The sequence below is a fragment of the Candidatus Nitrosocaldus islandicus genome (genome assembly GCF_002906215.1).
GTDB classification, from domain to species: domain Archaea; phylum Thermoproteota; class Nitrososphaeria; order Nitrososphaerales; family Nitrosocaldaceae; genus Nitrosocaldus; species Nitrosocaldus cavascurensis.
Genome location: NZ_CP024014.1, coordinates 879,279 through 892,614, shown reverse-complemented (window position 1 = coordinate 892,614; position 13,336 = coordinate 879,279). Strand labels below are relative to the sequence as shown.

Annotated in this window: 12 protein-coding genes, 1 tRNA gene and 1 riboswitch; of the genes, 9 read left to right on the top strand and 4 right to left on the bottom strand. The window is 41.6% G+C overall.

Going from position 1 to position 13,336, the window contains the following annotated elements:
• Window positions 1-28 precede the first annotated feature (28 nt).
• Window positions 29-102: transfer RNA gene (locus CRG89_RS04580), tRNA-Thr, on the top strand.
• A gap of 773 nt (window positions 103-875) precedes the next feature.
• Here the strand turns inward: CRG89_RS04580 and CRG89_RS04575 are convergent.
• Entirely contained in the window at window positions 876-2,051 is a 1,176-nt protein-coding gene (locus CRG89_RS04575) for an MFS transporter (RefSeq protein ID WP_103287146.1), read from the bottom strand.
• 163 nt (window positions 2,052-2,214) lie between these two features.
• Window positions 2,215-2,298: riboswitch (Fluoride riboswitch) on the top strand.
• 41 nt (window positions 2,299-2,339) lie between these two features.
• Here CRG89_RS04575 and CRG89_RS04570 point away from each other — a divergent pair.
• Together CRG89_RS04570 and CRG89_RS04565 are read left to right on the top strand one after the other, a co-directional pair.
• Window positions 2,340-3,446, top strand: a complete 1,107-nt coding sequence (locus CRG89_RS04570; protein WP_103287145.1) for a cation:proton antiporter — start codon at window positions 2,340-2,342, stop codon at window positions 3,444-3,446.
• Window positions 3,447-3,544: 98 nt separating this feature from the next.
• Entirely contained in the window at window positions 3,545-4,000 is a 456-nt protein-coding gene (locus CRG89_RS04565; RefSeq protein WP_103287144.1) for a universal stress protein, read from the top strand.
• A 53-nt stretch (window positions 4,001-4,053) separates the two neighbouring features.
• On the opposite strand, the gene CRG89_RS04560 is transcribed toward CRG89_RS04565, so the two are convergent.
• Window positions 4,054-4,389: a cupin domain-containing protein gene (locus tag CRG89_RS04560; RefSeq protein WP_197706562.1), complete on the bottom strand. Its 336-nt coding sequence runs from the start codon at window positions 4,387-4,389 to the stop codon at window positions 4,054-4,056.
• Between the two features lie 102 nt (window positions 4,390-4,491).
• On the opposite strand from CRG89_RS04560, the gene acs reads away from it, so the two are divergent.
• Window positions 4,492-6,441, top strand: coding sequence for an acetate--CoA ligase (gene acs, locus CRG89_RS04555; RefSeq protein WP_103287143.1), 1,950 nt, complete (start codon window positions 4,492-4,494; stop codon window positions 6,439-6,441).
• Between the two features lie 37 nt (window positions 6,442-6,478).
• On the opposite strand, the gene CRG89_RS04550 is transcribed toward acs, so the two are convergent.
• Window positions 6,479-7,921 carry a hypothetical protein gene (locus CRG89_RS04550; protein ID WP_103287142.1) on the bottom strand — a complete coding sequence of 481 codons (1,443 nt, stop codon included), beginning with the start codon at window positions 7,919-7,921 and terminating at the stop codon, window positions 6,479-6,481.
• Between the two features lie 172 nt (window positions 7,922-8,093).
• Here CRG89_RS04550 and speD point away from each other — a divergent pair, with 172 nt between their 5' ends.
• Window positions 8,094-8,462 carry an adenosylmethionine decarboxylase gene (speD, locus tag CRG89_RS04545; RefSeq protein WP_103287141.1) on the top strand — a complete coding sequence of 123 codons (369 nt, stop codon included), beginning with the start codon at window positions 8,094-8,096 and terminating at the stop codon, window positions 8,460-8,462.
• Window positions 8,446-9,375 carry a polyamine aminopropyltransferase gene (speE, locus tag CRG89_RS04540; protein WP_103287140.1) on the top strand — a complete coding sequence of 310 codons (930 nt, stop codon included), beginning with the start codon at window positions 8,446-8,448 and terminating at the stop codon, window positions 9,373-9,375. The genes speD and speE overlap by 17 nt, the downstream gene beginning before the upstream one ends.
• On the opposite strand, the gene CRG89_RS04535 is transcribed toward speE, so the two are convergent.
• Window positions 9,370-9,564, bottom strand: a complete 195-nt coding sequence (locus CRG89_RS04535) for a hypothetical protein (RefSeq protein ID WP_148695181.1) — start codon at window positions 9,562-9,564, stop codon at window positions 9,370-9,372. The two genes, speE and CRG89_RS04535, sit on opposite strands and share 6 nt — an antisense overlap.
• 107 nt (window positions 9,565-9,671) lie before the next feature.
• On the opposite strand from CRG89_RS04535, the gene CRG89_RS04530 reads away from it, so the two are divergent.
• From CRG89_RS04530 to CRG89_RS04520, 3 genes are all read left to right on the top strand, one after another.
• Window positions 9,672-10,862 carry a citrate/2-methylcitrate synthase gene (locus CRG89_RS04530; protein ID WP_197706563.1) on the top strand — a complete coding sequence of 397 codons (1,191 nt, stop codon included), beginning with the start codon at window positions 9,672-9,674 and terminating at the stop codon, window positions 10,860-10,862.
• A gap of 97 nt (window positions 10,863-10,959) precedes the next feature.
• Window positions 10,960-12,060, top strand: coding sequence for a zinc-binding dehydrogenase (locus tag CRG89_RS04525; protein WP_103287138.1), 1,101 nt, complete (start codon window positions 10,960-10,962; stop codon window positions 12,058-12,060).
• A 151-nt stretch (window positions 12,061-12,211) separates the two neighbouring features.
• On the top strand, window positions 12,212-13,303 hold the full coding sequence (locus CRG89_RS04520; RefSeq protein ID WP_103287137.1) for an LLM class flavin-dependent oxidoreductase: 1,092 nt from the start codon (window positions 12,212-12,214) through the stop codon (window positions 13,301-13,303).
• Window positions 13,304-13,336: the final 33 nt, after the last annotated feature.

Genomic DNA, 13,336 nt, shown 5'->3' with positions numbered 1-13,336 from the left:
TCAACTATTAGACAATACATAAGCCAATGCCTCGGTAGCTCAGCAGGTTAGAGCGAGCGCCTCGTAAGCGCTAGGTCGCGGGTTCAAATCCCGCCCGAGGCTCTTCATAAGGGATTAGCCTTTATGATCCTATAAATTTGTTGAAATTCATTAACTTTCTTAATAATTCTATGTCTTAACGCATATGCATAATCTACATTATATAATTCATATTTCTTATGGTTCTTTATGTAATCGAGTTCTGCCTTACTAAAGATGCCCATCCTTACTATTTTAGTAAGAAGATACTTTGTTGCATAACTACTTGGTTAATTATTAGAACAATATCCTATCTTACCTTAACTACTGCCTTCTTTGCTTATCTACTGTATGTTAAGGAATATGTTGTACAATGATACCTTTAACCATGTGAATATACTTCTTAGCTATAACATGTTCACCAAATAGCCTTTTAAAGGAAGATAATACAGGTTCTGCAATCCATCTATAGCCATATTGCACCTTATTCTTCCACCTATGCTTATCTAGTATAGCATATGCTGATTATCATATCCATCTATAGAGTTCCTCCTTCCTTATTGCTCTTATAGCAGGTTCTTGTACTATCAGTAAGCAAGGAACTTAAAGTTTGATTTGCTATCATATTTTGATTTGCTATCATATACTCCATCTTCTATCCCTTACATTATTCATCTTCATTAACGCATAACGCCAATTGCAATACATCAAAAGAGAAGAGGATCTATTAGCATACTAATGACTCATTATATTTACCAACTCATAATAGCCTAATCTCTAGGCATATTAAATAAAAATATCTTGCTAGGTAGTTATGCAACAAAGCATTACATTGTACTATCAACATAATCAGATCATCAACTATTACTGGATGCTTCTAGCACCTTTAGCATCACCAACAGTAATAGCATTGATGCTATTGATAATGTAACTGAGAATGTAATCACGCCTAGAACTGATGATTCGTAGAGCATACCCATCATTATACTACCAGAGAACCATGCTATGCCATAAATTCCATTGAATAGACCGTATGCAGTTGCAAGCCTTGCTCTATCAACCATTGTTGCTATAGATGCACGCATTATCGTCTCTTGCATACCCATCACAATACCCCAGAGCACAGCACCTGCTACTATAAAGGTAGGGTTTGTTGAGAATGCCAATGGTGCTATAGGTAGTGTAGTCAATGGTACAAGGATGAGTACAAGAAGCCCCTTTCTATCGAATATATGCCCTACTATTATTGCTATAAGTGCATCTACACCCATTGCAAGAGCAAAGAGGATAGGTATGTAAACATCATCCATAGCTGAGGTGAACTTGATATGGTATGATATGATCTGAAAGTGTGCAAACCCTGCTACACTGATGGATACAAATGCAAGGTAGAGCCAGAGTAACCTTGGTATAGAGCCTATAGATGCTCTAGCATGGATGCTGGTATAAGCATCACTATCTAAAAGTACAGCATGCCTCCTTGCATACATAAGCAATGGTAATGTTGCAGTTGCAGGTATGAAGAGGTAAAGGAATGCATCGTTATACCCTTTATAGTTCATCACAATTGCTACAATCAACGGGCCAATTACTGCGCCTATCTGGTCCATAGCCTCATGTATACCAAAGCCCTTGCCTCTCCCAATTGATGATGCTGTATGAGCGATTATAACATCCCTTGAAGGTGTACGTATAGCCTTGCCTAACCTCTCAAGTATTATAAGGGTAGATGCAATATCAAGCCTGTTAGCAAATGCTAGTGCTGGAAGGGATAGTATCATTGCATAGCCAGTTATAATTAGAGTCCAGTGTTTCCTACTCTTATCTGCTGCATATCCAAACAATATCCTTGAGCCATACGAGGCTATCTCTCCTATCCCTGCAACTAGCCCTACCAGAGTTGCACTTGCCCCAAGGATGAGCAGATAAGGTCCAATTATGCTCCTAGCACCCTCATAGACCATATCTGCAGCAAGGCTAACAAGCCCAAGCAGGAGTATCACTCTTAACGCTTTGTTTCCTGAAGCACGCATTACTCCTATCTGCTTCTACATACCTTAAATTAAATGTAGAAGTATATCTATAAAGTATAGGTTCACTAACTATTATTAATTAAACTTACTTAATCTTTCTCCAATTGCTATTTAGAAGTATTAAAGCGTTGAGCAACATTTAATATACTGAAGCAAAGCAGGTAAGTAAACAGGCTATGGCATCAGCCTAGGCATACCAGTATTAGTGCCTGAACCGCCCCCAGTGGCTGATGATGCCTACCGTATAGGTGATGATGGTGGCAAAGGCATGTTGGGGGATGATGTAGATTGGTAGATCTGTACAGTAGTGCTCTAGTAGCCTCAGCCATAGTTGTGTCTGGTATTGTAAGTTCAAGGGCAAAGATATCCTCATCAATAATAGAGGTTACGCTAGGGATTATCCTTGCAAATGTACTCCTCTTAAAGATTGAGGGATGGCTTGACTTCATTGCAACGTTTGGTGGCTTAACTCTTACATTCCTTGCTGGTGTTGAGGTTGAGAGCAGGTTGTTGAGGAGCAAGGCAAGGGTAAGTAGCGTAATAGGCACACTAGCATTCCTAGCACCATTGATAGGCGAGTTATCATTCCTTACACTCTATACAGATTGGAGTTGGAATGCAAAGCTAGCAGCAAGCCTAGCATTAACAACAACATCAATAGCAGTTGTATATGCTGTACTTACTGAGTATGGCATAATGCGCACACAATTTGCAAAGACTATAGTAGCCATAACATTTGTTAACGATATCCTAACTATAGTTGGGATAAGCCTTATAGAGCCAGCATTCAATATAACTACTATAGCATTCCTGCTAACACTTGCTATCCTAGCATTAATAGTGCCAAGGTTAACTAATCTGTTGATAGCAAGGTATGGGGAGAAGGTTGTTGAGGTAGAGTTGAGGTTCATATTTGCAATGCTTCTGCTAGTATCATTCTTTGCTGATGAGGCAGGGATGCATGCTGTATTTGGTGCCTTCATGTTAGGCCTGATATTTGCTAATACACTGCAAAGGCATGATAGAGTGCTTGCCAAGATGAAGACAGTAACATTCACACTACTCTCTCCAGCATTCTTCATAAGGGCAGGGATGCTTATATCTATTAATGCAGTGACACAGAACATACTCATAGTGCTGATGCTACTCTTGGTTAAGATATTATCAAAGTTTGCTGGATGCTATATGCTATGCAGAAGATGGTTGCCAGAGGCTCCAACATTCTCAACACTACTGCTTAGTACTGGGCTTACAGTTGGTACTATAACAGCAACCATAGGAAGGGATCTTGGGTTCCTTACACAAGAGCAGTTCTCCATAACAGTTATAGCAGTCATACTTAGTGCAGTAGTACCAACTATAATAGCAAAGAGGTTTGTACCAAAGAATGTATGAATTATTAATAGGAGGTACAATGCATGTTATTGTTGATGTTGTTGATAGGAGGAGGAAGAGGAAGAGAGAATGAAGGAAGGAAGGAGTGAAGAAGGGTTATGGAGGAGAAGAGAGATAAAAGAAGTAAGAGGATAGTTGTTGCAATTGATACATCTGATAATGCAATACATGTTATTGAGAAGGCAGCAGAGATTGCAGAGATGGTTGGTGCTGATGTGGTTGTTCTAACAGTAGTAGAGGTTCCTCTTGTAGCAAGTGAAGGAGAGATGAATATGGCTAGGATAGCAAGTGAGGAGAAGAGGATTGCTGAGTACCATAAACAACTCATAGATAGGTACTTTGCAGGTTCAACGGATATGCTAGTTGAGTCAATGATACTGTATGGGGATGCTGGAGATAAGATATGTGAGCTTGCTGAGAAGATTCATGCTGATCTGGTTGTTGTAGGGAGTAGAGGATTAGGCAGAATAGAATCGATGTTACTTGGAAGTGTCTCTGAGAAGGTACTCAGGAAGTGTAGATGCTCAGTGCTTGTTGTTAAAAGCAGTAAATGAGAGAAGGAAGGGATGAGGGTAAGGTGTGTATGCATATACAATAAAAATATCCATTAATTGGTTATATCCTCATCACGCCCAGCAAAGATATAGAGTGCTATCAACTCCTTTGTGTTGCCATGGAACTTATGCTTTGCCTTTGCTGGTACGAATATCACACTACCTTCCTTTATAGGTATATCCTTACCCTCTATAGTTATGAACCCATCGCCCTTTATTATGTAGTATATCTCATCATTTACATGTGGAGATTGTGGATCGTCCTCTCCAGGCTTTAGGCGCAGTACTCCAGCATCCATGCTTCTACTCTGCAAGAACGTGCAACACCAATCGCCATCCTTGCTCATAATATCAAGTATATCATTTACGTTGTAGACCTCAGTGCGCATACACACTATTCATACAAACGTTAATTAAACTTTATACAGCAAGCCACAGCAGCAAAGCAAGTAAGTCTCATCTTTATTAATAACCAGATGGAATATCTTTACATGCTTGCAGGTTCAAGCAAGATAACAAAGGGGACTAGCGATGGTAGGTTGCTTATGCAGTTAAGGGATAGGGCAGCAAGAGATCCTGAGGGCTTCTGGGCTGAGCAGGCAACCCTTCTAGAGTGGTTCAAGGTATGGGATACGGTGCTTGATTGGAAGCCTCCATTTGCAAGGTGGTTCGTAAACGGGCTAATAAATGCATCATACAATGCACTTGATAGGCATTTACCTAGCAAAGGTGATAAGGTTGCAATACACTGGCAAGGGGAGCAGGATGATGAGAGGAGGAGCATAACATACAGGGAGATGCATAGAGAGGTTAACAGGGTAGCAAATGCATTGAAGGATCTAGGGCTGAAGAGAGGTGATAGGGTAGCTATATACATGCCTATGGTACCTGAACTCCCCATTGCAATGCTTGCATGTGTAAGGATTGGTGCAATACACTCTGTAGTCTTCTCTGGCTTCAGTGCTGGTGCCCTAGCAGATAGGATAAATGACTCAAATGCAAGGCTTGTTATAACTGCAGATGGATACCATAGAAGAGGTAAGGTCATAAACCTAATGGAGAATGTTGCATCTGCGCTCAATGCATGCAAGAGTGTAGAGCATGTTATAATGCTTAACAGGCTTGGCATCTATGGTAACAATGGTAAGAGCAATAGCAGTATTAGTGATGCATCCTACATCGATTGGCATGATATGGTTGATAGATATGATGGATACTGTGAGCCAGAGAGGGTTGAGAGCAATGAACCACTCTTTATACTCTATACATCTGGCACAACAGGAAAGCCAAAGGGTATAGTGCACTCAACTGGAGGCTACCTAACCTATGCAAATGCAACATTCAGATGGATATTTGGGATAAGGGATGAGGATGTGTACTTTTGTACTGCAGATATAGGATGGGTTACAGGGCACTCATATGTAGTGTATGCACCAATGATGAATGCAACTACGATAATCATGTATGAAGGTACCCCAGACTATCCAACAGTGCATAGATGGTTCGAGCTGATAGAGAGGTTTAGGGCAACTATATTCTACACAACGCCAACAGCATTGAGGATGCTGATGCGTTACAACATAGAATATGCAAAGGTTCACGATCTATCATCTTTACGACTGCTTGGTACTGTGGGGGAGCCTATAAACCCTGAGGTCTGGCTATGGTACTATAGGGCTATAGGGGAGGAGAGGCTCCCAATAGTAGATACATGGTGGCAGACTGAGACTGGAGCAGCGCTAATAGCAAATGCAGCAGGTATAGAGGTGCTGCCAATGAAGCCTGGATCTGCTAGCCTTCCATTACCAGGGATAGATGCTGCTGTTGTTGATGATGATGGTAATGAGGTTAGAGGCAAGAAAGGGTATCTTATAGTTAAGAGACCATGGCCAGGGCTTATGCTCACTATATGGGGAGATGATGAGCGCTACAAGCAGACCTATTGGTCAAGGTTCAGAAACGCATACTACCCTGCAGACTATGCTATGGTTGATGATGATGGTTACTTCTGGCTTCTAGGAAGGGCAGATGAGGTACTGAAGGTTGCTGGCCATAGGCTTGGCACTATGGAGGTTGAGAGTGCTATAGTTGCACATCCAGCAGTTGCAGAGGCTGCAGTTGTAGGCAAGGTAGATCAGATCAAGGGCGAGAGTATAGTTGCATTCGTTGTTCCAAAGCAAGGCTATGCAGAGTATAGTGAGTTGAGGCATTCCATAATAAAGCAGGTTGAGAGTAGCCTTGGTGCAATAGCAAGACCAGAGCAGATCTACTTTGTGAGCAAGTTGCCAAAGACAAGGAGTGGTAAGATAATGCGTAGACTCCTAAAGGCTATAGTTAATGATGCACAGATTGGGGATACAACAACTCTAGATGATGAGGCAGCGATAGATGAGGTTAAAGCTGTGTATGAGGAGTTAAGGAAGAAGATTACAAGTGATTAATCCATTGATCAATCAACTTGTCAATATATCAAGTCTTTTATTGTAGTAGTGATGTTTGTCTACTTGCGTGCATGAGGCACCTATCCCTATCTATAACCTCCCTTATGAATACGGCTTTTGGTTCCTCTATACCCTCAGCATCTACTTTGAATCCTATGAGTTTAAGAGTTATGGTACAGCCATTGCTTACACCATCGCCTAACTTAAGCATAGCATCTCTATACCCTCTCACTGGATACTTGTAGTGGTTTACTGCAGTAACGGACTCATTAAATCCATCTATATGAGTAACTACTAACGTTGCATCAACACCACCATCATCACTACCATAACCATCACCTTCGCCCTTGCCTATCATAATCCTGCTATATTCTATGTGAGTATCGTTGAAGAGTACTAGCATCCTCTTCATTATGAATATCTTCCCATCAACCAGCATCTCCATGCTATCATTGTAATCTATAGCAACAGAAATAGCCTTACTGCCATCTTCCATAACTACTATTGCATTGAAACACTTATCATAGTTCATGTCTATGCATTTACTCTGCTCCACGCTTAATCTTAACAACTTTGAGTTGCTTATCATGAACCCTCTCTTGCTATGCTCATTCCATACAACTATCATCTTCTCACCATCATGGCTGTATGCCTTGATTGCAGCATGCTCCATTGGTATGCTCTTTGATGCTATCAGTGTTACAGTATACTCATCCTTCTCTATATGCTCATTAACCTTTGGATAGGGCTGTACATCAAGCAGCCTTATGGTGTAGTTCATTATCCTCACTGTATCAGGACCCCTATCTCCCTTTGCAAGCTCAAGGTACATTATGCCATAGATACTTTCTACCTCAAGTAGGATCGTTACACTACCTGCACGTACACAGTACACACCTTCAGCACACCTTGAGTCCTCAAGCACATCAACTAGCCTAACAGCAAGATCTATACCATCTGTAATCCTTGCTCCTTGGTTCATTGATAGTTTGAACTGCTCATCAACCACTACGTTCTTCCCATCATTTATATCAAATGTGAACTCCTTGGTTACTTTCTCAACACTATCACCTACATAATAGGTGAAGGTTACTACTGCCTTTGTCAACCCTGCAGATCCTGCCTTATACACTATACCTGATGATGGTCCTATAACCTCTACACTCTCTCCAGGCTTGAGTTCGTTTATGGTAAAACCAAGGCATGCTGGTACATACTCAACTATAACATGATCATCAAACTCTGCAGATATTGGTGATTCACAGAGACCTCTGTATGTTATAGTTGCGTTGCTGTTGTTAACAACAACTGCCTTTATCTTGAACGTATCCCCAACAATAAGACTGGAAGGTATGATCTCTACATATGAGATATACACATCATCACTACCACTGCCAGCATTGCTGTTACCATCAGCAATTACACTAGTAATGCTGGATAGCATGAGTATGGTTATAAGTACAAGTGGTGTATATCTCATGTTATTACTTCCAAGGGGGTTGATAAAAGTGTATCTATAAAGGATATATGAATATGGAATTAGCATGGATATACTTTACCCTTACTGATTATTAGCATTCACTGAAGTAGCATGTTAGCATTCTCATAGTAGAAATACTAAAAAGAGCATAGGAGAGAGTAAATAGGGGGGATTGGGTGCACTTGGATATAACATATTTGCAGATATGTATGGATGCGATGCTAGTATACTCAATGATGTAGAGTACTTACGTGCGGTTATGAAGGAGGCAGCAAGAAAAGGTAACATGAGTGTAGTTAGAACTATCTTCCATAGATATGAGCCTCATGGTGTAACAGGCGTGGTTATTGTGAAAGAGTCGCATCTAGCAATACATACATGGCCAGAGTACTCATTTGCATCTGTTGATATATTCCTCTGTGGCACTAACAGCAACCCATACGAGGCTTTGAAGTACATAGAGTTGAAGCTGAGACCCAAGAAGGTCTATACAAACAGTATGGAGAGGGGAATGGCGATAGAGTATGAGCGAATCAAATGAGCAATGGGTAGTAGAGGAGACATACCCTGGATTCAAGGTTAGCCATAAGGTAAAGAGGAGGATACTTGCCAAGCGTACAAAGTGGCAGTATATAGAACTAGTTGATACTATGAACTTTGGCAAGATGCTTATCATAGATGGTCTGATACAGTCATCTGAGAGAGATGAGCATTACTACCATGAGGCTATAGTGCATCCTGCAATGGTAACGCACAGAGAGCCTAAGGATGTGCTTATACTTGGAGGAGGAGAGGGAGCATGCCTTAGAGAGGTTCTTAAGCATAATACAGTAAGGAGTGTGGTCATGGTTGATATAGATGAGGATATGATCTCCTTGAGCAAAGAGTATCTAGCAAGTATGCATAATGATTCATACAATGATGCAAGGGTTCTTCTACTGATAGAGGATGCCAAGGAGTATGTGCAGAGATGCTCTAAAGCAGGTAAGCAGTTCGATGTAATAATACAGGATCTTACAGATCCTCAACAGGATAGCCCATCTAGGATGCTCTACACGTTAGAGTACTTCAATACCATCAACGGTATACTGAGCAGTGATGGCATATTTGTAACACAGGCAACATTACTCCATCCATCTGCAAAGGCTTATGCTATAATACATAACACATTAAGGCATGTATTTCCTGTTGTTAGGGGATATGCAACCTATATATCATGTTATGCAAACCTATCAGGTTTCATACTTGCATCCAAGATGTATGATCCTCTACTCATAAGCAAGGAAGAGGTGGAAGAGAGGCTTAGAGCAAGGGGTATAGATATCAGATCACTCAAGCATTATGATGGTGAAGCACATCATGCCTACTTTGCCCTTCCAAAGTATATAAGGGATAGTATAGCGATGGTAAAGGATACATCTACAATTGATAATCCAGTAGTATTCCCCCTATAGTTTATGCTCTGCATGCTCAAACCCACAGTATGGGCATTTGGAGCCTCTAAACCTGCTACCACATGATAAGCATATGGTCAATGTATCAGTGGCATGATACTTGCCATATAGAGGCCTCCTCTCTCCCTTGAGTAGCACAACAAGAACCAGTATTATAAGCAATCCTATCACAACATACACCCAAACCATATCTTTATTATCGTTAATAAATTATATTAACGTTTCATAGCATCTCCACACCTTTCTAGCATGATGCATGGACTTAACTTTAATAATCCCCTAGCAAAAGTAAGTATGTGTTCAGCATAAAGAACATAGGGCTAAGGAATGTGGAGGTTGCAGATACCAAGCTCTGCCTTATAGATGGGGAGAATGGTAGATTGCTCTACAGAGGCTATGATATATTTGATCTTGCAAAGAACTCCACATTCGAGGAGACCTCATACCTCCTTCTCTATGGCGATCTACCAACCAAGGAGCAACTGGATGAGTTCGATGAGCGTCTAAGGAGGGCAAGAGCATTACCAAGAGAGGTTATAGATGCTATGCTGCATAGATCAAAGAATGCTAGACCAATGGATGTGCTCATCTCATCTGTATCAATGCTTGCTGATTACGATCCTATGGATGAGAGCAAGCCAGCAAACCTAGAGAGGAGTATAAACCTAATTGCAAAGCTACCAACCATAGTTGCTACATGGAATGCTATAAGGAGTAGCAAGCCTATACCTGAACCCAATCCTGATCTATCCCATGCTGCAAATACACTCTACATGCTTCTAGATAGCATGCCAGATAGAGAGATTTCAAGGATGTTTGATGTATGCCTTATACTCCATGCTGAGCATAGCTTTAATGCATCAACATTTGCTGCAAGACAGGTAGCATCAACAAGGGCGCATATGTATGCATGTATATGTGCTGCTATAGCAGCATTGTCTGGTGATCTTCATGGTGGTGCAAACGTTGCTGTGATGAAGAACCTTCTAGAGATAGGGGATGAGAGCAAGGTTGAGGATTGGGTTAATGCTAGATTGGATGCTGGAGAGAAGATAATGGGGCTTGGGCATGCTGTATACAAGACAGATGATCCTAGAGCGAAGATCTTGAGGGAGATGAGTAGAAGGCTAGCAGCAAGGACAGGAAGCAAGTGGTACTCCATAACGAGTAGGATGGAGCAGGTTGCAAAGGAGGAGGTGAGGAGAAGAAGGGGGGTTGAGATATATGCTAATGTTGATCTATACAGTGCATCTGTATACTACTCCATGGGCATACCAATAGACCTATACACATGCATATTTGCAATAGCAAGGATCTCTGGCTGGTGTGCACATGTGATAGAGGAGAAGTTTGCTGAAGCACAGCCTAAGCCAGTACTCTACAGGCCAGCAGCAACATACGTTGGGAGATATTGTGGACCTCTAGGCTGTGAGTATGTACCAATGCAGAAGAGGAGTGATGTAGGCAGCAAAGGAGGAGATAGATAGATAATAGCAATTCATATTATTCTCTGTCATTATATGCTACAGCATCTCATTCATCCAGATAGATTAGTTTAAGTATGCATATACATTAATCCCTGCCATGAGAGCAGCAGTACTAAGATCTATAGACTCTGGACTCAAGATAGAGGAGTTGAACGATCCAAAGCCAAAGGATAATGAAGTTCTAATAAGGGTGAATGCTGTAGGACTCTGCCATACAGATCTACATGTGCTTAGAGGACATATACCATTCCCATTGCCAGCAGTGCTAGGGCATGAAGTATCTGGCATAGTTGAGAGTGTTGGTAATGGGGTTGATAATGTGCAGAGAGGGGATAGGGTTGTTGGACCATTCATACTCCCATGCGGGAAGTGCAGGTTATGCATAAGGGGTAATGAGGATCTATGTGAGAACTTTTACAACTACAACAGGCTGAAGGGGGTCTACTACGATGGCACTAGCAGGTTAACAGCCAAGGATGGGAGCGCTGTGTACATGTACTCTATGGCTGCACATGCAGAGTACTCTGTAATACCAGCAACCTCAGTATTCAAGGTACCAGATACCATGAACCTAGATGATGCCTCTATACTTGGATGTGCAATAATGACAGCATATGGAGCATGTAGGAATGCCTCGCTGAAGCCTGCTGAGCAGGTTGCTGTGTATGGTATAGGTGGTGTAGGTAGCAACGTTGTGCAGATAGCAAGCAAGGTATTCAACACAGATGTTATAGCAATAGACATAAGGGATGAGAAGTTGGAGTATGCTAAGAGCCTTGGTGCAAAGCATGTTATAAACTCAAAGAAGGAGGATCCTGTTAAGGCAATAATGGATATAACAGATGGAAGGGGTGTCGATGCCTCCATAGAGGTTATAGGGATGAAGGATACGATAAGTGCTGCCATAAGATCTGTAAGGTCTGGAGGAAGGGCGGTGCTTGTAGGGTTATCATCAAAGGGTAATGAGGCAGGGTTCGAGATAAACTTCCTAGTTAGGAAGGGTGTGCATATAATAGGCTCTTATGGAGGGAAGCCTAGGATAGATATGCCAGAGATAATAGCATTGGCAAGTAAAGGTGTGATAGATGTTGCCAACGTTATCTCTGAGAGGTTCAAGCTTGAGGAGGTTAATGAGGCATTTGAGAAGCTTGAGAAGGGAGGGATAAAGGGTAGGGCTGTGATAAAGGTTATGCAATAAATGCATAAACTACATATTCTTTTTAATCTCGTTCATAGTAGGGCATTAATTTAATATAGGATGCAGAGATGTTAATACTGAAGGGTGTGATTGCCTACAACACCATCCTACTACAAATTAGTTTATTAGTAACCTGCCTATGAGTAATTGCATGGCAAGAGATGGTAGGATAAAGTTTGGGATACAGAATGGGTTGAATGTTGCTAGGCTAGGACTTGGAGAGGATCAGCAACTCATGGCATACATGCTTGCAGATAGGCTTAACTATGACTCTGTATGGAGTATGGATCATACAAATGTTCCCCAGTGGCCAAAGGCAATAGTTAATGATGCTTGGATACTGCTTGCTGCTGCATCCCAAGTTACAAAGAACGTAATGCTTGGTACATGTGTTACAGATGCTATAAGAAGGCACCCCTCAACAGTTGCACTCCAGACAGTAACGCTTGATAGGGTATCAAAGGGTAGAGCAATACTAGGCATTGGTGCTGGTGAAGCACAAAACATAAACGACTTTGGCATACAATGGGATAAGCCTGTATCAAGACTTGAGGAGCAACTCCAAGTTATACAGCTACTCTTCAGATCCTCTCCAGATGAGAGGGTCAGTTTTGAAGGGAAGTTCTATAGGCTGAATAATGCATGCCTTCAGACTAAGAGCATACAGCAACCTAGACCCCCAATATTCATAGCAGCAGGTGCACAAAGAACGCTGGAGATAACAGCAAAGTATGGTGATGGCTGGCTACCAATAGCATATACACCAGAGCTGTATGAGTACCATTCAAGGATAATAGCAGAGAAGGCAAAGGCTTATGGTAGAGAGGATGTTGTTGAACGCTGTCTAGACTTCGATGTATACTTTACAGACGATCCTGAGGAGGCATGGCTCAAGTTGAGGAGTGCAGTTAAGGTTAGCCTCTACAAGCCTGAACTGCTCAAGGTATACAACATGGATATGCCCAAGGACTTTGACTTTAGACAATACTTCACAGAATATGCCATGTCAAGGCCTGATCTGATGCAGAAGATGAGAGAAGCAGCACAGCAGATCCCTGATAGCATTGCAAGATCAGCAATAGGCATAGGGAAGCCTGATGATGTTATACCAAGTATAGAGAGGTTCATAAAGAGTGGGGTTGAACACTTCATAATAAGGTTCTGGGGAGAAGGGTACTACAAGAACATAGAACTATTCGGGAGGAAGGTCATCCCATACTTCAGGGATTCATATAACAAGTGACAGTAGTAGTAATAATAATTAGATGGATGGATG